13 protein-coding genes and 2 pseudogenes are annotated in these 18,809 nt (G+C 71.6%); 2 read left to right on the forward strand and 13 right to left on the reverse strand.

Annotated features, from left to right (window positions below; translation table 11 throughout):
- Positions 1-4 precede the first annotated feature (4 nt).
- From ACZ4SF_RS14130 to ACZ4SF_RS14160, 7 genes and pseudogenes are all read right to left on the reverse strand, one after another.
- Positions 5-481 carry an MSMEG_6728 family protein gene (locus tag ACZ4SF_RS14130; protein ID WP_468383002.1) on the reverse strand — a complete coding sequence of 159 codons (477 nt, stop codon included), beginning with the start codon at positions 479-481 and terminating at the stop codon, positions 5-7.
- Between the two features lie 152 nt (positions 482-633).
- A pseudogene (locus ACZ4SF_RS14135) lies at positions 634-1,089 on the reverse strand (GNAT family N-acetyltransferase); the annotation flags it as partial.
- 181 nt (positions 1,090-1,270) lie between these two features.
- Positions 1,271-3,352, reverse strand: coding sequence for an NACHT domain-containing protein (locus tag ACZ4SF_RS14140; protein ID WP_468383005.1), 2,082 nt, complete (start codon positions 3,350-3,352; stop codon positions 1,271-1,273).
- Positions 3,353-3,515: 163 nt separating this feature from the next.
- Positions 3,516-4,529, reverse strand: a complete 1,014-nt coding sequence (locus ACZ4SF_RS14145) for an amidohydrolase family protein (protein WP_468383008.1) — start codon at positions 4,527-4,529, stop codon at positions 3,516-3,518.
- Positions 4,530-4,754: 225 nt separating this feature from the next.
- A pseudogene (locus tag ACZ4SF_RS14150) lies at positions 4,755-6,263 on the reverse strand (M81 family metallopeptidase).
- Between the two features lie 202 nt (positions 6,264-6,465).
- Positions 6,466-7,548 (reverse strand): DMT family transporter, encoded by a 1,083-nt coding sequence (locus ACZ4SF_RS14155; RefSeq protein WP_468383011.1) that lies wholly within the window; start codon positions 7,546-7,548, stop codon positions 6,466-6,468.
- The gene (locus tag ACZ4SF_RS14160) at positions 7,545-8,150 is read right to left on the reverse strand and encodes a TetR/AcrR family transcriptional regulator (RefSeq protein ID WP_468383013.1); all 606 of its coding nucleotides are present in this window, start codon (positions 8,148-8,150) and stop codon (positions 7,545-7,547) included. Before ACZ4SF_RS14160 ends, ACZ4SF_RS14155 begins: the two co-directional genes overlap by 4 nt.
- Before the next feature lie 305 nt (positions 8,151-8,455).
- Here ACZ4SF_RS14160 and ACZ4SF_RS14165 point away from each other — a divergent pair, with 305 nt between their 5' ends.
- The gene (locus ACZ4SF_RS14165) at positions 8,456-9,247 is read left to right on the forward strand and encodes a class I SAM-dependent methyltransferase (RefSeq protein WP_385283261.1); all 792 of its coding nucleotides are present in this window, start codon (positions 8,456-8,458) and stop codon (positions 9,245-9,247) included.
- Between the two features lie 309 nt (positions 9,248-9,556).
- On the opposite strand, the gene ACZ4SF_RS14170 is transcribed toward ACZ4SF_RS14165, so the two are convergent.
- Complete coding sequence (locus ACZ4SF_RS14170; protein WP_468383017.1) at positions 9,557-10,921, reverse strand: alkaline phosphatase; 1,365 nt, start codon at positions 10,919-10,921, stop codon at positions 9,557-9,559.
- A gap of 226 nt (positions 10,922-11,147) precedes the next feature.
- Entirely contained in the window at positions 11,148-12,500 is a 1,353-nt protein-coding gene (locus tag ACZ4SF_RS14175) for a M28 family metallopeptidase (protein WP_468383020.1), read from the reverse strand.
- 209 nt (positions 12,501-12,709) lie between these two features.
- On the opposite strand from ACZ4SF_RS14175, the gene ACZ4SF_RS14180 reads away from it, so the two are divergent.
- The gene (locus ACZ4SF_RS14180; protein ID WP_468383023.1) at positions 12,710-13,357 is read left to right on the forward strand and encodes a tetratricopeptide repeat protein; all 648 of its coding nucleotides are present in this window, start codon (positions 12,710-12,712) and stop codon (positions 13,355-13,357) included.
- A gap of 93 nt (positions 13,358-13,450) precedes the next feature.
- Here ACZ4SF_RS14180 and ACZ4SF_RS14185 read toward each other — a convergent pair whose 3' ends face one another.
- The 4 genes from ACZ4SF_RS14185 to ACZ4SF_RS14200 form a co-directional block, all read right to left on the reverse strand.
- Complete coding sequence (locus ACZ4SF_RS14185) at positions 13,451-14,290, reverse strand: alpha/beta fold hydrolase (RefSeq protein WP_468383026.1); 840 nt, start codon at positions 14,288-14,290, stop codon at positions 13,451-13,453.
- Positions 14,290-14,967 carry a TetR/AcrR family transcriptional regulator C-terminal domain-containing protein gene (locus ACZ4SF_RS14190; protein WP_468383029.1) on the reverse strand — a complete coding sequence of 226 codons (678 nt, stop codon included), beginning with the start codon at positions 14,965-14,967 and terminating at the stop codon, positions 14,290-14,292. The genes ACZ4SF_RS14185 and ACZ4SF_RS14190 overlap by 1 nt, the downstream gene beginning before the upstream one ends.
- Before the next feature lie 269 nt (positions 14,968-15,236).
- Positions 15,237-17,489 carry a hypothetical protein gene (locus tag ACZ4SF_RS14195; RefSeq protein ID WP_468383032.1) on the reverse strand — a complete coding sequence of 751 codons (2,253 nt, stop codon included), beginning with the start codon at positions 17,487-17,489 and terminating at the stop codon, positions 15,237-15,239.
- Positions 17,486-18,601, reverse strand: coding sequence for a VWA domain-containing protein (locus ACZ4SF_RS14200; protein WP_468383035.1), 1,116 nt, complete (start codon positions 18,599-18,601; stop codon positions 17,486-17,488). Before ACZ4SF_RS14200 ends, ACZ4SF_RS14195 begins: the two co-directional genes overlap by 4 nt.
- Between the last annotated feature and the right edge of the window lie 208 nt (positions 18,602-18,809).

Consider the following 18,809-nt stretch of genomic DNA (forward strand, 5'->3'; position numbering starts at 1 on the left):
GCGGTCAGGCGGGTGCTTCTTCCCGGTCGGAAGCCGGCCACTCGTAGGGCAGATCGTCAGGGACGCCCGGGAACGCGTGCGCGTACGTCTCCCGGTCCTTGCGGACGAGCGCGGACTGGTGGCTGCGGTGGAAGGCCTCGTCACCGAGCCACGGCGGCAGTTCCCGGGCGGCGGCGAGAGCGGGCTGGTCGCGGACGTGAGCGCCGGGACGGCTCCCGGCGTATCCGGCGATCAGTGACGCGGCGCAGCTGTCCTGGTGGCCCTGTTCCCGCCACACCCGGCAGATCTCGAGCCCGTAGCGGACCAGGGCCTCCTCGTATCCGCGCCACATCCGCACGGCCGGGTGCCTGCGCCAACCGTATCCGGGGACGGTGAGGCCGCGCAGGACCTGGAGCGCCTCGACCCGCTGCTTGCCCAGGCGGCGACGGTCCAGGAGCAGGGCGGAGCGCCGGAAGTCGGGATCGGGCAGGAACGTCTGCATGGGCGCGGTCCTGGAACTGGGTGCCGGGGCGGCCTGTCGGGACGGGAGGCCGGGGGCGGCTCGCACCGGCTGCTTGCGCCTCAGGGGATGAGGTGCCGGTCGGGGTCACCGGGTGCCCGTGAACCGCCGGCTCAACCTCGGTCCGGCTCAGCCTCGATCCGCACGCCGGGATCCTCCACCGGCTCCGTGAGGCCGCGGCGCAGCGGCGTCCACGGCTCGTCGCCCTTCCAGCCGTTCTCGGACAGCAGATCGTGGACCAGCGCGCCCATCGGCGCCTCGACGTACGCCTGCCCCCGGACCAGTACGCCGCGCTCCGGCGCGGTCACGTCCTCGACCAGCTGCTGTGCCAGTTCCTCGTCCTGCTGAGCGTCTGGTGCGATCGCCAGCCGCAACAGCTCGGGACCGTCCAGCAACCCGACGGCGAGGATCTGTCCGTCCGTGCTCCAGGTCCGGACCGCCGCGGCCGTCGCGTCCGCGCCGAACCGCCAGAACCAGCCCAGGTCCCCCGGATGTAGTTGCATCGGCGCTCCCTCGTACTGCCACTCCCGCAGCACGCCCACAGCCCGGCCCAAACCGTCGGCTCCCGGCCCGTCCAACACCATTGTCATGCGTCCGATCACACACTCCCGCGCCGACGGCCCGCACCCGGTTCTCGGCCGGCAGGCATGGTGCAGGGATGACGAGAGCCGGGTGTGGTGGAGGGACGACGGCATCGGACCCGGCACCCGCATCCCGTGGCTCCGTGCGCGAGTTCCGGTGGCGCTCCGATGGCAGGTGGGTGTCGGGGTGTCATCCGTGGCGGGTGAGGAAGTCCTGCAGCTCGCGGTGACGGAACTGGTAGGCGACGCCTACTTTCCGCACCAGTCCGGCTTGCGAGGACCAGTCCAGGAATCGGCTCAGCCGCCACGGCAGCCACCGGCTCGATCCCTTTCTCGTGCACAGCAGGAGAGCGAGATACCACAGGCCGGTCTCCCCGGCGACGACCCCCCACACGAGCCCGATGAGGAGCCCGAACGCGAGCCCCGGCAGGACCATCCCCCTGAGCCCCGTCACCAGCCCGTCCACGAATCCGGTGACATGCAGCTGGTCGAACTCCAGGAAGCTGCCGAGCCAGGCCCAGGATCCCAATGACAGTCCGACAGCAAGGCCGACTGCGAGCCCGGCCTCGAACCGGCCCGCTTGTGCCACGATGCCTCCGGCCAGGGCCCCCGACAAGAGGCCCACCACGAGCCCGTGGGCCGGCTCGCTCTCGCTCGAGAGCCCGGCCATGAACCCGAACACGAGCCCCAGTGCAAGCGCGTGCGTGAGCACGTACGCAACGACGTAGGCGAACTCGGCCGCGACACCGGCAGCGAAGCGATGCCGGGCGGGTCCGAGCGACATGGGGCCCAGTACCGGGGACAGCCTTGTCGTGCGGGCCGGCCGCACAAGGGCCCTCGACAAGAGCACTCCTGCCCCGAACACCACGGGAAGGACCTCGTCGTACCGCGGGGCCAGGAGCCAGAGCCCGGTGCCGGCCAGCATGACGGCCGCGGCGATGGCGGCGACGACGCGGCGCACCCGGCGCGAGCCGGCCAGGGGCCACAGTTCGGCGAGCACGATGTCGGTGCCCGGCGGCGTCCGCTGCCCGGGTGTGCGGCGGGTGGCGGCATTGCGCTGGAGATGGCGGGCGAGGACGGTGAGCCAGACGCGGACATGGTCCGGGCTGTGGGGTGCATGGCCGTGGTGCGTGGTCGCCAGGGCGGTGGCTGCGGGGATGACGAGGTCCAGCAGATGTTCGCCCACGGCGGCGGGAGTGCTCAGCGACGGGGCGAGCAGGGCATCGGGGTGGCGCAGACAGGCTCCGGTGCCTGGGTCACGCTGTTCGTAGACGGTGGCGGCGAGGGCCAGACGCCACGGAGTCGACAGGCCTGCGGCGAGGGGCCCGTCCGGGTCGGCGGCCAGAGTGTCCAGGACATTGCGCCAGCGGTCGAAGTCGTCCACGCGGTCGGTCAGGAAGTCCCATGCCGTCGCGGCGTCGAAGGGGGTGAGTTCGATGCGGGCGGCATCGTGCGCCCACTCGCGCCGGCCCTGGAGGGCCAGATAGGGGCCGCTGCGGCAGGTCAGTACCAACTGGCCTTTTACCACGCCCTGTTGGTAGGCATTCAGCGCGCGCAGTGCCTGGGCGGCGCGGGATGTGGGGCCCGGACGCGGATCAGTGTCCATCTCGTCCAAGCCGTCGAGCACGGGCAGTACGCGCCGGTCCTTCACCAGTGCGTGGGCGGCCTTTCCGGGCACGCCGTACGTGGTCTTCAGGTAGCGGGCGATCCAGTCCTCCAGTGAGCCGTCGGTGTCGAAGGAGGACAGCGGGAGACGGACCGGAACCGCATCCCCCGGCGAGCGGTGCTGCAGCAGGAGGAGCATGAGCCGGAGAGCCAGGACGGTCTTGCCGGAGCCCGGTGCGCCGGTGATGACCAGCCGGCCGGGGTGCAGCCGCCGGTAGTAGTCGGCGACATCCTCCACTGTTCCGTGCGGGGCGGCGCCTGCCGCCTGGTGTGCGGGCGCGGGGTGGTGGACGAACGGGACGTTGATGGTGCGGTCGATGGCGCCCAGCAGTTGCCGCCACGCAGCGCGTTCGGTGTCCATGACGTCGATGGCCAGGCGATCGGCGTTGCCGGCGGTGTCGGTCTCCTGCCAGTTCGTTGCCCGCACCGCCATCCAGCCCGACCACAGTGCGGCGGCCAGGGACACCAGGCCCAGCGTCAGCCCGGCCGGATCGATGTCCCCGCTGCCTGCCCCGGGAAGGAACCACACGGCGACGACGAAGGCCACGATCAGCAGCAGTACCGCGAGCGCGCCGAGCATGCTCGCCTGCCCCCGCCTGTGTGCCATCGCCCTCCCCGCCGGTGCTGATCCAGCACTGGTCCTGTCCGGCAGCCGGAACTCGAAGCATAGGCGAGCCGAGCCGTCGTACGCCGCGGAAGGACGGACCTCGGCCGACCGGCCGGGCTCAGGACGCCGACTCCGGCCTGCGGTCCGTTCCCGCCGCGGCCTGTCACAGACCGAACAGCCGGGCCGCGTTGTCGTGGCACACCGCCCGCAGCCATTGCGGTCCGAGGTCCAGTCGTTCGAGGGCCGCGAGCTGGTGTGCGTAGGGGTAGGGGATGTTGGGGAAGTCGGAGCCGAGCAGGATCCGGTCGCCGAGGCCTGCGAGCCGGGGCAGGGACCGGCGCGGGAACGGCATGAGCTTCTCGGTGAAGTCGGTCAGCGCCATCGTCGTGTCCAGCCGCACCTCGCCGTACTGCTCGGCGAGGCCGAGGAATTCCTCGTACTCGGGCATGCCCAGATGGGCGACGATCAGCCGTAGCTTCGGGTGCCGCGCCAGCACCTGCGCGATCGGCCCGGGACCGGTGTGCTCGCCCGGCGCCGGACCGGAACCGCAGTGGATCACCACGGGTACTCCGGTCTCGGCCAGCAGCCCCCAAGCCCGCTGCAGCGACTCGTCGGCCGGATCGTACGCCCCCACCTGGACATGCGCCTTGAACACGCGCGCGCCCGCTTCCACCGCCTCGCGGACGTACGTCTCGACGCCGGGCTCGGGGAAGAGCGTGGCGGTGTGCAGGCAGCCGGGGGTGCGGCGGGCGAAGTCGGCCGCCCATCCGTTCAGCCACCGGGCCATGCCCGGCTTGTGCGGGTAGAGCATCGCGGTGAACGCCCGGACACCGAACTCCCCCAGCAGGCGTACCCGTTGCGCTTCCTCCTGGCGATAGGCGATGGGCCATTCCAGTCCGCCGGTCAGCGGTCCTTGCGTATCGAAGTAGTTCCAGACCTTGTGCAGGACGCGCTCGGGCATGAAGTGCGTGTGGACGTCGACCAGACCGGGAAGACCGAGCCGCCGCCAGAAGCGGCGAACCTCGCCGGCCTCCTCAGCCGGCGTGGCTTCACTCGTGGCGCGGCCGGATCCCGTGGCTGCGTTCGGCCCGGGCGGCCTGGCAGTGCAGCAGGCGCGGGTGGGGGCCGGTACTGAGGAACCGGCAGGATCCACGGGTGCCGCGCGGTGATCGTTCATGTCGCCCACGATCGTCCTGAGCGGCGGGGTGAGTCCACCCCTTCACTCAAGGGCTGGATGAGGAATCCGTCACGACAGCCGGGTCGGCAGGGGGAACGGTTCGGGTCCCATCACGGCTGCTCGTGGCCGCGCCGTCAAGCGCCTCGCGGCCAGGCTTGTCTCGGCCGGCAGCCGGTGCGGTGGCGACCACCGCGTCACGGCGGCGAACGGCCGGCCGTTGCCGGCTCACTCGTCCGGCCCGTCGAGCGGCCGGTCGGACGGGGTGATGATCCGGGCTGTGAGGTCCGGATCGGGCATCCTCCGGTCGAAGGGGAACATCGGACGCCGGATGCGGCGATGGCCGAGTCGGGCCAGATCCTGGTCGACGCCGCCCGGGGTGAGTGCCATCTTCCAGGCGGCGGCCATGGCGAACAGCTCCGGTTCGAGGTAGCCGATCTTGACGATGACGACGTCGGCCGTACGCGGATTCAACTCGAGGCCGGTGAAGTCGTGTTCGTGGTGGTACGGCTTGCGCAGCCGGGTCAGGATCACGTACACGCTGCCGACCCGGAGCACGACCTCCGGCCCCGCGTCCCGGTCACCATGCCGTACCGCGTGCACCACACCCGTCATGGTCAGCGGCCCGGCGTGCCGGTGGTCGACCTCCGCGCCCGCGGTGACGGTGACCGTGGCACCGACGCCCGCGCGCACCGCCGTGTCGATCGCGGCCGGCCCGGGCAGCGAGGCGTACAGCACCGTCGGGCCGGAGGGGTCGCGGAACTCCGGGCGGGCCAGCACCCGTCGAAGGCCCCAGGTCACGTCTCCCGCGCCACCCGCCGTCGGATTGTCGCCGGTGTCGCTGACGAAGTAGGGCCGGGCGGTGGAAGCGAGCGCCTCGTCGAGGCAGTCGTCGAGTGAGCCGGTGGGGGCGACGAAGTCCATGTCGTGCCGCGCGTCCCACAGAAGGCGGGCCAGACGCTCGGCGCCGGCGGTGACGGCGGACCCGTCGGGGCCGGTGACCACGACGGCGGCCCGGTTGCGCGGCTCGTCCGCCCACGCGTAGCCGACTCAGATCGCCGCGTCCGTCACCCCGTCCGCGGCCTCCACCTCGTAGACGGCGGCGTACACGCTCTTCGCGGGCTCGATCCGGGTCGAGGTCTGTTCGCCGGCCAGCAGGACCGGCACCGGGATCCACGCCTTCACCGGGCGGGGTCCGCCGCGCGCCAACTGGTGGACGAGGTTGCGGACGGCACGCTCCTTGGTCTCTGTGGCGTCCTCGTGCGGGGCCGTGCGGTAGCAGGTGATCAGGTCGGTCAGGTGGACGAGTGCGCGGGAGACGTTGCCGTGCAGGTCCATGGAGGTCGAGACGATCACGTCCGGGCCGACGGTCTCCCGGATGCGGGCCAGCAGTTCCGCCTCCGCGTCGTCCATGCCCTCGACCGTCATCGCGCCGTGGATGTCGTACCAGAGACCGTCGATCGGCCCCGACTCCGCCAGCCTCGCGATCAGTTCGGCGGAGAGTTCCGTGTACGCGGATTCCGTCACCGTGCCGCCGGGCAGGGCCTTGCCGACCAGGGCGCCGCGCCAGTCGGCGGCTGCGCGCAGCGGCTTCCCGGGCGCCAGGAACGGGTAGCGGGTGAGGACGTCGGCACCGCGCTGCGGGTGAAACGCCGGGGTCTCGGTACGAGCCGGGGAGAACGTGGACGACTCGACGCCGAGACCGGCGACGGCGATCACAGGACGGGGTGCGGGCATGGCTCCCTCCACGGAACAGCACGACGCTGCGCACTGCACTCACTCGCCCGGCGAGCGTTCTCCGTCACCCGCCGGCAAGGTCGGCAGCTCGGTCCCGGTGACCGTAGTGTCGCCTTACGCGCCCTGGCAATGCGGCCTCGGATTCCCCCCGGCGACCGGGAAACGGAAGTGCCTGACGATGCGGGACGCGTGGCGTGAGCGACTACGACTTCGTCGTAACGGGTGGCGGTGCCTCCGGCTGCGTCCTTGTGGCCCGGATGTCGGAGCACCCGGCCACCCGGGTCCCCCGCCTTCCGGCCGGGGCCGCTTCCTGCTGCATCGCATGGCCGGCATGGTCCTGCTCGGTATTGCGCGGAGGGCGGCGGCGGACGGCGCCTGTCGGGACGGTGAGGACGGCGAGGCACGCGATGACGAGCGCGACCCCGCTCCAGCCCGCGGCGGGGAGGCGTTCGCCGACGACCAGGACGGCGAGGACGGCAGCGACGGCCGGTTCCAGCAGGGACAGGGTGGTGGCCGTGCTGGCCGGCACGTGCGCGAGGCCCCGGCCGAACAGGGCGTAGCCGGCGAACATCGGGATCAGCGCCATGTATATGCCGACGGCCGCGTTGGACCAGGAAGCGACGAGCGGGGCGCCGGTCGCCAGCAGGACAGGGACGAGGAGCAGGCCGCCGAGCCCGAAGACGGCGCCCATCGCCGTGCGTGAGGGGATATGGCGGGTGATCAACCGATGTGCGGCCCAGGAGTAGAGGGCGTATGCCGTGGCTGCGACGAGTCCCAGGCCGACGCCTGCAAGCGTGTCGGCCACGGACGACGGTCCCGCGCCGTGTGCGGCGTGGGCGGCTTCCGCGACGCACAGCAAGACCGTTCCGAGCAGGCCGAGCGAGGCCGCAAGCAGCCAGCGACGCGTGAGCCGGCGCCCGTCGGCGACCCGTTCGATCACGGCCGAGGCCAGTGGAGCGGCGCCGATCGAGACCACGGTGCCCACGGCGACGCCGGCCAGGTGCATGGAGCTGTAGAACGCCAGGGGATAGACCGCGACGGAGAATGCGCCGAGGAGTACCGTCCCGCGCTGGGCGCGCAGGCGCGGCGCATCACGGGTGATCGACCCCGCCGCGGCGAGAGCCTGGAGGAGGCCGCCCAGGCCCATGGCGACGGCGCCGATGGCCAGGGGGCCCACCTCCGGGGCGAGGGTGGCGGCCGTCCCCGTCGTGCCCCACAGCACGGATGCCGCCAGCACGCACAGCGCTCCCGTTGCCGCGGACCGGCCGCGGTCGACGCTGTTCACAGGCGGTCCAGCAGGGCGGCTGCGAGCGAGCGGGCACGCCGGAGACGATCGCCGTCGCCCTCCAGCCCTGCACGGGCCATCGCGCCTTCCAGGAGGAAGGCCAGGTGCTCGGCCATCGTGCGCGCCTCGTCGGGGCGGCCGGGCAGCAGTTCCCGCAGGTGTCCGGCGATCAGACGCTCGACCTCCTCCTTGTGGGCGCGGACCACGTCCCGGCCCGCGTCCCCGGCCGGGAGCTCGGCGGCGGCGTTGAGGAGTCCGCAGCCGCGGAAGCCGTGCTCGTAGGCGGAGGCGGCGTGGTCCGCGTAGGCGTCGAAGACCGCCAGTACGCCCTCGCGCGACCCCCGGGCGTGCTCCAGCCGCGCCCGGTACAGGCCGAGCCACTCCTCGTGCCGAGCGTCGAGATAGGCCCTGACCAGGTCGGACTTGGAGGAGAAGTTGTTGTAGAGGCTCATCTTTGCCACGCCGGCCTCGGCGGTGATCGTGTCGATGCCGGTCGCCGCCACGCCCTCGGCGTAGAAGCGCCGGGCCGCCGCCTGCAGCAACCGCTCTCGGGCCGGACGCCGCCTTCCACCGGCCGTCGCACTCACATCGGTCTCCCTCATCACAGCCATAACTAGGTAGGTCGGTCTACCTAGCATAGCGGGTGGACGGACGAGAAGCGCCAGCGGATCACCAACGCCGGCTCCGAAGGCGCCAACCGGGTCATCAAGACCATCGCCCGTGACGCTACGGCTTCCGCGATCCCGGCAACCAGCGCTTACGCACCCGCTGCGCGACCACCCGTCGAGCCCGTGGACACCTCGAGGCCCGCTAATTTCGTTGAGCCCGCACCCTGCGATCGTGTTGGCTGGCGGCACCGAACTGTCAGTGCCGCAGGTGTCCGCTTGGCTGCAGCAGGGAGTTAAACGTGCAGGACATTGCTGTCGACCCCGTTGCCCACAATCGGGCAGCCTGGGACAAGTGTGTCCAAGAGGGCAACGAGTGGTCGAGGCCGGTGAGTGCCGAGGATGTCGAGCGCGCCCGCATGGGTGACTGGTCGATTGTTCTCATCGGGCGTGAGCCAGTCGACCGCTCGTGGCTGCCGACGGACCTGACCGGCAAGGACGTGTTGTGCCTGGCCTCCGGCGGTGGCCAGCAGGGTCCGATCCTCGCCGCCGCAGGGGCGCGGGTCACCGTATTCGACAACTCACCCCGCCAGCTCGGCCAGGACCAGATGGTGGCGGCGCGCGACGGACTCGAGCTGCGCACCGTCCTGGGCGACATGCGCGACCTCAGCGCCTTCGGCGACGCGACATTCGACGTCGTATTCCATCCGGTCTCTAACCTGTTCGTACCAGACTTGGCACCGGTGTGGCGTGAGTGCTTCCGCGTCCTGCGACCGGGCGGAACTCTGCTCGTGGGCTTCCTCAACCCTGATGTGTACTTGTTCGACCACGAGGCGCTCGACGAGCGCGGCGAGCTGATCGTCGTGCACAAGCTGCCTTACAGCGATGTCACGCAGTACTCCGCCGAGGAACGCGCCACGAAGTTCGGCGCGGATGCCCCTCTTGAATACAGCCACACCCTCACCGACCAGATCGGCGGGCAACTCGCCGCGGGGTTCGTCCTCACCGGCTTCGCGGAAGCGCCGCACCAGTCCAACGCATCCGCTCAATACATGTCGAACTATTTTGCGACGCTGGCGGTCAAGCCGGGCTGACCCAGCCGTGGGGCCGGCCGAGACGGCCGTGTCTCCGAATGGCCAGGTGGAGCGCTGTGCCAGCCCGACCCCCACTGACTTCGCTGAGCCGGAGTTCCTGGCCCGGCTTGGCGCAGCCCCCGACCGGGACCGGTGGGAGGCCGGGCCGGGACTGACGGGAGGACGGGGAAGGGCAGCGGCGAGCCGGTCGCTGCCGGCCCGGCCCCAAGACGCCGCGAGAGCGTGCCGCCCGGTCCGGGGCGGCACGCTCTCGCGTGGGTGCTGGGGGCGCGGACGGTGGCGGCCGATCCGTCGCTCGCTCTCGCGGGATCAGCGCAGGCGCAGGGCCTGGCGGATCGTGGTGAACAGGTCGGTCTGGTTGGTGACACCGAGGACGCGGTACGCCTCCGGTCCCTGGGCGGCGATGCGCACCTGGGTGCCGGTGTGCTCCTGGGACTGACCCGGGGTGTTGGTCGAGTAGTTGACCTTCAGCTGCTGGCCCTCGTCGGTGACGAGGGTCGAGGACAGGCCGGGCGGGGTGGCCTCCAGCGGGACGATCTGGCTGGTGTGGCCGTGGTCCGCGGTGGTCACGACGAGGGTGTCGGGGTGCTTCGCCGCGTAGGCACGGGCGACCTTCACCGCGCGGTCGAACGCCGCGGTCTCACCGATCTGGCCGCAGGGGTCGGCGGCGTGGTCCTGCTTGTCGATCGAGGCGCCCTCGATCTGCAGGAAGAAGCCCTGCTTGGAGTGCTTCCGCTGCTGCTTGGCCTCGAGCAGCTGGATCGCCTTGGTGGCGGAGTCCGCGAGGCTCGGGGTCGTCGACGAGCGGTTCGGGTTGGAGGTCACGCACCGCTGCGGGTCCGTGCCGCCGACGGCCGCCGCCTTGCCGGTCCACTCCACCGGCACGTTGCCGCCGGCGAACAGACCGAGCACCGGCTTGCCGGACTTCACGCCCTTCAGGCCCGCCTTGTCGGTGACGACCTGGTAGCCGAGCTTCTTCGCCTGCTCGGTGACCGTGAGGCCCTTGTACTTGCCGTCGGTGACCTTCTGGTCGAAGCGCTGCTTGCCGCCGCCGATGAGGACGTCGACCTTGTGGTTGACCTCCTGCTCGGCGATGGAGCCGGGGCCGCCCGCAGCGATCGTGTCGGTCGGGCACTTGGCCATGTCCGCCGGGCCCTGGCACGAGCGGTCGGTGGCGTGGGAGGCGAGGACGGCCGGGGTGGCGTCGGTGAGCTCGGCGGTGGTGACGTTGCCGGTCGCGTAACCGTTCTTCTGCGCCAGTTCCAGGAGGGTCTTCACCGGCTTGTCGGTGCCGGGGGTCTTGGAGATGCGGCCGTTGACCGTCTTCACGCCGGTGGCCCAGCCGGTGCCGCTGGCGGCGGAGTCGGTGACGTAGTCGGGGGTGCCGTCGGCGTGCACCGCGTAGGTCGTGTAGGCGCCGGTGAGCGGGAACTTGTCCATGTTCAGGCGGCCGTTGGCGCCGACGGTGTAGTCGCGGGCGAGGGTGATCTCCGAGTCGCCCATGCCGTCACCGATGAGCAGGATGACGTTCTTCGCCTTCCCGCCCTTGATCGCGTCCTTTGCCTGCTGCGCGTTGTCGAAGGCACCGGCGGCGGAGGTGACGGCCACGGCGGCCGTGGTCGCGGCGACCAGCGCGGTCGCGACCGTGAGGTGACGACGGGTGGGTCTGTGCATGAAATGACTCCTTGAGGCGTCCCGCGGGACGGTACGAGCAGCAACGGGAGCCAGGTCACCAGGCGTTGGCAAAGCAGAGATGAACGGATGATCTTCTGAACGTATCCACGACATGACACACGTCTGCCATACCGGGAACGGACCGGCGAGGGCCACGGCAGCGGTCGCGGCCGCAGGCGTGCCCGGCCGCGTGTGCCGGTGGTGCCCGGCACACGCGGCCTGTCGGTCAGAAGGTCAGTTTCCAGCTGTCGATGTACCCGGTGTCCTGCGCGGCGACGTCCTGCACCCGCAGCCGCCAGGTTCCGTTCGCCGTCTCGCTGGACGCGTCGACGGTGTAGGTGGCGATGACGTTGTCCGCGGAGTCCGAGCCGCTGGAGTTCTTCAGCCGGTAGGACGTACCGTCGGGGGCCAGCAGGTCGACGACCAGGTCACCGCGCCAGGTGTGCTTGATGTCCACCCCGACCCGGAGCGTGGCCGGCGCGTTCCCTGCCCGGCCGGACACGGTGACGGCCGACGTGACCGCGGCCGCGTTGTCCGGGATGGCGACGTCGGTGGCGTTCTCGTACGAGTCGCCGGGCGGCGACGGCTCCGCCGTTCCCAGCGTCCATATCGCGTGTGCGAGAGCGTCGCTGTTGCGGTCCAGCGCGGTGTCGTCGATGTTGGCCGACGTGTCGCAGGAGGAGTGGTAGCACCGGTCGAAGGCCTGGCCGGAGGTGCCGCCCCACTTGGTGGCCTGCGCGGCCGTCTTCGTCCGGCTCGCGCCGGTGAACAGGCCGCCGACCGGTATGCCGGCGTTCTTGAAGGACGCGTGATCGGAGCGGCCGTCGCCCTCCGTCTCCGGCTCGGTGGGCACGCCGATGCCCGCGTACCAGTCCTTGAAGACCTTTTCGAGCGCGGGGTCGTCGTCGTAGACGAAGTAGCCCGGGTTCGGGGAGCCGACCATGTCGAGGTTGAGGTACCCGGAGATCTTGGCGCGATCGGTGGCCGACAGACTGTTCACGTAGTACTTGCTGCCGACCATTCCCAGTTCCTCGGCGCCCCACCAGGCGAACCGCAGGTGTTTCGTGGGCTGGAGCTGGGCGCGGGAGACGGCGAGGGCCGTCTCGAGCACGGCCGCGGAGCCGGAGCCGTTGTCGTTGATCCCGGGGCCTGCGGACACCGAGTCCAGGTGTGCGCCGGCCATGAGGACCTGGTTCGCATCGCCGCCGGGCCAGTCGGCGACGAGGTTGTAGCCGGTGCTGCCGGAGCTGGTGAACTGCTGGACGGTCGTGGTGAATCCGGCTGCGTCGAGCTTGGCCTTCACATAGTCGAGCGAGGCCTTGTAACCGGTACGGCCGTGCGCCCGGTTCCCGCCGTTGGCGGTGGCGATCGACTGCAACTGCGCGAGGTGCGCCTTGACGTTGCCGATCGGGATGTCGGGTGCTGCCAGAGGCTCGGTGCTTGCCGCGGCCGGCCCGGTCCGGCCGGGCGTTGCAGAAGCAGCGGGCGAGGCGGCCAGCAGACCCGCTGCGGCCATCAGAGCCACGGCGGCCAGTGCCCTGGAATTGGCGCGGGGCAGGCTGGATCTCGGATGCGTCATGTGGGGAGCCGCACTTTCTCGTCGATGTGGGGAGTCGAACGGTGTCTGGATCGGTGGTGCCAGAGCTGTGCGGGTGCTGTCTGCGCCTGATGTTCAGTCAGCCGTCGATTCCCGTCAAGACCCATATCCGGGCGGGAAATTCCCCTCTTCCGCCGGGACTGCGGAGATAGCCTCGGCACTGCCGTCGTCCAAGGGGGAGAGGTAGGGGCATGCAGGGACAGGACTGGATCGCACATGCGGGAGAGTTGTTCGAAGCGGCGATGTTCGGCGGGGACGCCTCCGCGCTGGACCGGTCGGATGATGTGCTGGACGCGGTCGAGGCGCCGCTTTCCATGGCAAGGGGCAAGGTCCTGCACGTCCGTTTCCTGAACCACCGCGAGGAGAACAGCCAGGAACTGGCGCTGTTCGAGCGCGCGGCCGAGTTGTACCGGCGTCTGGGAGACGCCTCAGGTGAGGCGGACGCCTTGTTCTGGGTCGGCTGCTGGCACCAGGTGGTCAAGGGCGACGGCGCCACCGCCAGGGCGTACTTCGAGCGGTCGTACGCTCTGGCGAAATCCGTCGGCGACAGGATGACGATGTCCTACGCGATTCGCCATCTCGGCTTCGCGGACAGGGACGCAGGCCAGTTCGGTCGGGCCCGCGAGCGGTTGACCGAATCGGTCGAGTTGCGCAGGGAGATCGGGTTCCGGTCCGGGGAAGCGGCCGGGCTGGTGGCGCTGGCCTATCTCTCGGCCGAAACCGGCGACGCATCGGCGGCCTTTCACCACCTCGACGAGGCTCAGTCGGTCGCCGAGAGCTGCGGTGCGCAGGCCGTGTGTGGATGGATCGAGCAAGCCCGCACGCTCATCCGCTCCTAGCGAGTGCCGGGAGACTGCCGGTCACAGCCACTTCCTGGGGAGTGTCAGGAAACTGCCGGTCACAGCCACTCGCCGAGCGCACCGAGCGGCTGTCTACCCGGCGAGGAAGGCGGCCAGCGCCTCGGCGGTCTTCTCGGGTGCTTCGACCTGTGGGTAGTGGCCCGCGCCGTCCAGGACGGTGAATGCGGCGTGGGGGCGTCTGAGGCGCAGTCGGTCAAGGACGTGGGCTCCGCTGACGGGGTCTTCGGGACCCCACACGAACAGCAGCGGGCCCTCGTACCGTTCCAGCGCGCCGGTCCAGCGGTGGAAGTGGACGCGGCGATCGTCGATGTACCGGAGCAGGCGCGGGGCAAGGTGATGGCCGTTCCCTCGGGCCATCGAGGTCCACATGTCGTGCAGCAGCTCGTCCGGGACGGGTCGGGCCAGGACGCTGCGCAGACCCGCGGTGAACCTCTTCTCGTCGGTGAGGCGGGCCAGAAGCGGGCCGACGGGGCTGTGCAGCAGGCGCTGGAGCGGGATCGGGCGGTGCAGGTCGGCGTAGAGGCCGCCGTTCAGGAAGGCTGCGCGCGTGATACGGCGTGGGTCGCGAGCCAGCAGCTCCTGCGCCACGGAGACGCCGTAGTCGTGAGCGACCAGCGCGGTCTCGCCGACGTCCAGCCGCTGCCAGACGGCTTCGACCAGGTCTGCCTGTTCATGGATGGAGTAGCGGTGGCGGGGCGGCTTGTCGCTCGCCCCGAACCCGAGCAGGTCGAGGGTGGTCACCTTGCATCCGGCCGCCACGAGGTGCGGGACGGTCATCGCCCAGTCGTGGGAGGAGGTGGGGAAGCCGTGCACGAGCGTGACCGGTACGCCTTCGCCGTCCTGGCGCAGGAAGAGGCGGTGCCCGTCCAGCTCCACTCTGTCGCCGCCTGCGATCCAGTCGGCAAGGTTCATCAGGGGTCTCCGATTCCGTCGAGGAGGGCGGTCAGGCCGAAGCGGAACTCCTGGTCGCCGTCGGGGAGGTTGAGCGGCACGGCCAGTTCCCGCACCAGCGGGTACTGCGGCAGTCCGGCGAACAGGTCCGTCATCGCGGTCCGTTCCTCGGCGCTGCGTGCCGCGCCGCCGGTGCCGAGCAGCGCGGTGCCGATGACGAAGTGCGTGACGGTCAGATAGATCTGGACGGCCTGTGACTGTTTCCATCCGGCCTTGATCAGCAGACCCAGTCCGGCCTCCCGTGCCCGCAGGGCGTTGGGGCCGAGCAGCTGGCCCGTCGTCAGCAGCGGCACGATCGCGGGGTGTCCGAGGAGTACGCGCCTGAACTCCCCGGCGGACTCTTCCACGTCGGCCCGCCACCCCCTGCCGCTGGTCGCCGGCGTCACCTCCCCCAGCACATGGTCGACGAGTTCCACCAGCAGCTCGTCCCTGCTGGCCACGTGCCGGTACAGCGAGGTGTGCCGTACCCCCATCTCCTCCGCCACCCTGCGCATGGTGAGGGCGACAAGCCCTTCGGCGTCCACGATCCCCAGCGCCGCCTGGGTGATGCGCCGCAGCTCGAGCCCACCGGTCCGGGGCCGCTGCCGTGCGAGCGCCGCGTACCGCGCCTTCCACCACGCCGCTGATCCTGCCGTCACCCCGCTACTATGCGTCCAGTGGACGCATATCTCAACCCACTGAGGCGGCGCGCCTGCCTCGGCGTCCTCCCGGGCCCGCGGGAGCGCCTCCATTCCTCACGGGAGCGCCTCCATTCCTCGGACGGTGCCCGCTCCGCGCGCGCTCGCCGTCGCTGTGCGGGCCGGGGTGAACCGATGCCTGCGCACAGGGGCAGAGGAGAGGCCGGTCCCCTCCCCCGCCGCGCGGGACGAGGGGCGGCGGTCGCTTCCCGTCCGCGGTCACCGGCTTCCTAGCCGTCCTCCTGGTGCAGCTCCAGGCTCGTCGTCAGGTGGATCTGGGCCGTCACCCAGGGCGGGACGGCCGCGGGGGCGCCCTGGTCGTGCAGGGTGCGGGTCAGGTCGTCAAGGAGGCGGGCCGCGGAGTGCAGGCCCGTACGGCGCAGGCGGGCCGCGCAGGCGGTGAGGGCGGTGCGGGTCGCCGGGGTCGTGTGGCGCAGGCCCTGGTGAGCTGCGTCCGCCAGGGTCGTGAGGGCCGACTCCAGAGCTGTGGTGATCGGGTCGGCCGGGCGGTGCGCGGTCGTTGCGAACGTGGCGTCGCCGGTGCCCGGCGCCAGATCGGGGACGGTCACGCCCGCGCTGGTCAGTACGGCGAGCGGGTCCAGCACGGTACGGCCCCGAGCCCGGGCCGGCATGCCGCTGACGGCGCGGATCCCGTCGTCGGCGAGAGCGGCGGCCAGAGCGTCGAGGCCACCGGGGCACAGGGGGTTGTACTCGGCTTGGAGGTGGACGGCGTTGCCCGCCGGGTCGCGGAGCAGGGCTTCGAGGCGTTGCGCGGCGGGGTCGTAGCCGATCTCCTCGACGGCGTCCACCATGACCACCCGTACGGCGTCCGCCTCGACCCGTGGGCGGACCAGCCGCGGGGGGCGCTCGCCGTATGACCGCAGGTGTGCGGCGGTGTCCCTCAGGAGCAGGCTTTCCGGGAGCTGCGTCCAGGCCGATCCGACCGGGGTGATGCTCGTCGCGGCGATCCGGCCGCGGGAGAGGGTGACCGTGCGGTCGGCTGCGCGTGTGGCGTGCTCGCTGACGACGTTCGCGGTGGCCAGGGCGTGCAGCGGGGAACCGAGCAGGCGGCGCGCGGACAGGTCGTGGCCCGTGAGGGGCTGGTCCTTCGGCAGGTTCCAGCGTGTGCGCAGGACCAGGGCGATACCGGCGTCGGCGTGTGCGAAGTAGGTCTCGGCGGTGCGGTCGTGCGTGGTGCCGCTGATCCGGCAGCCGAGCGCCACCAGCCGTACCCGGCGCAGCGGTGTCACCGGTGCTTCCCCGGTGCCCAGCACTCCGACCGGGTCGTGGCCGGCGGCGCGGTGCCGGGCATGGAGTTCGGCGAGGAGCAGGGCCAGGCGTCCGGGGGTGTAGCGCGTGGTGCGGGCCGCGTACGCGTCGAGTTGTTCCTGGAGGTCGGAGACCGCGCCGGCGGGCCAGTGCTGGGAGGTGGCGGTCAGGGCCCGTACGGCGCGGCGGAGCGAGCCGGTGAACACCGGGCCGGCCTGCTGCACGCCGTCCAGGAGCAGTTCGTCGGCGAGTGCCACGGCCGCGCGCAGCGCCTTGTCGGCGGCGGGCGTGTGCCTGGTCGTACCGCCGCCCACCGACACTTCTGTCGCCTGCTCGGCGTCGGCGGCGCGGAAGGCCCACACTGCCAGGGTGATGACCTCGCCGCGCAGGGCGGCGGCGTCGGTGAGGGCGTAGCCCAGTTCGCGCGGGACGGGGAAGCGGACGGTGCAGGTGGGCAGCTCGACGCGGGGCACCGGGTGGTCGGCGGTGGGGCGGTGCACGCGGGCCGTGTAGCCGCGGGCACGGGTGCGGTGGGCGGCGGTCAGGGCGGTACGGCCCAGCGCCGCGGCCAGCGCGTCGTCGTCGAAATCACCGGGCGACCAGTCGGCCGAGGGCTCCTCGACGGCGAACGCTCCGGCCACCAGCGACTTGGCAGTGGACGCTTCGCCCAGCAGCGCCTCAGTAACGGACGCTTTCGCCACCAGCGACTTGGCAGCCGACGAATCGGCCACCAGCGCCTCGGTAAGGGACACTTCAGCCACCAGCGACTTGGCAGCCGACGCTTCGCCCAGCAGCGCCTGGGTAACGGACGCTTCAGCCGTCAGCACGTCGACCGACGGTGCCTCGGTCGACGGCGCGCCTGTCGCCGGTGCCTCGGTCGACGGCGCGTCTGACGACGGCACATCGGTCGACGGTGCCTCGGTCGACGGTGCCTCGGTCGAAGCGTCGCGTTGGTATGCCAGCACCACGGCGATCCGGTGCCGGCACAGCCCCGTCGCGGCGCAGGTGCAGTCGGCCGCATCCAGGCCACGGCCCGGGTGCAGGGCGGTCTCGGTGGCGTCGGGGAACGTGCCGCGTACGGTGCCGTCGTCGCCGGTGGTCACCACCGGGCCGGAGCCCGCCGCCAGGTCCTTCTCGGCGCGCTTGACCAGGCCCCGGTTGGCGAGCGAGGCGAGCGTGTCGGGTGTCAGCGCCAGCAGGTCGGCGCGGGTCACCGGGCCTGCCCTCCCCGGCCGATCTGTTCCGCGACGAACTCCGCGAGCCGGCCGGGCGTCATCGCCCCCACCGGGGCGCCGACCGCGGCCAGACGCCCGGCCAGGTCCCGGTCGTAGACCGGGTCGGCGGCCTCGTCGAGAGCGGCCAGGCACAGCACGGTGGTGCCCTGCTCGACCATTTGCCGCACGGTGCGCACCAGGCGGAACGGGTCGCCGCCCTCGTAGAAGTCGGAGACGAGGGCGACAATGGTGCGCCGCGGGTTCTCCACGAGTGAGGCGCCGTAGTCGACGGCACGGGCGATGTCGGTGCCACCGCCGAGCTGGACCCGCATGAGCAGTTCGACCGGGTCGGTCACGTCCGAGGTGAGGTCCACCACCGCGGTGTCGAACGCGAGGAGATGGGTCTTCAGGCCCGGCAGGCTCCACAAGCAGGCCGCCGTGACCGCCGAGTGGATCACCGAGCCGGCCATGGAGCCCGACTGGTCGACCAGCAGCACGAGTTGCCACTGTTCCAGGTGGCGGCGGGTGCGGGAGTGGAAGTGCGGGCGCTGGATGAGGAGGCGGCGTTCCTCCGGCTGGTAGTGGGCGAGGTTGGCGCGGATGGTGGTGCGGAAGTCGAAGTCGCGGGCGAGCGGCAGCCGGCTGGGGCGGCGGGAGCGGGAGCCGGTGAAGGCCCGGCGCACCTCCGGCTGCAGCCGTTCCATCAGCTCCCGTACGACCGTTGCGACGATCCGCCGGGCCGCCGCCAGCACCTGGGGGTTCATCAGGTGCTTGGTGCGCAGGACGGCCCGCAACAGGGTCTGGCTGGGCTCGACGCGGGCGAGGACGTCCGGGTCGGTGACGATCTCGTGGATCTCGTACTGCTCCACCGCGTCGCGTTCCAGCCGCTCCACGGTCTCCTTCGGGAACAGCCGGTGGACGTCGTCGAGCCAGTCCACGGCCGTCAGCCGGGACGGTCCGCTGCCGCCCTGGCGGGAGTCGGCCGCGCCCCGGCGCACCCCGCGTCGGCGCAGGTCCTCGTCGCGGCCGTACAGCCACTCCAGCGCGGCGTCCCGGCCCGCGGCCGCGCCGCGCAGCGGGCCGGTGCAGCGTTCCGCGGCGGCGCCGAGCACGAGCCGTCAGCGCTCCAGACCCGGGTCGGGGACGGACGGGGTGCCGGACGGTTCCGGAGCCGGGTCAAGAGCCGGAGGGGTAGCGGCTGGAACCTGAACCAACTCAGCGAACGGCGACGGGCCGGCCGGCGCCGAAGCCACGTCGAGAGCCGGAGGGGCAGCGGGTGGAGCCGTAGCCGGGTCCCGGGGCGGCGGGGGGTCGGGCAGG

The organism is Streptomyces sp. NPDC027663, from assembly GCF_055566415.1.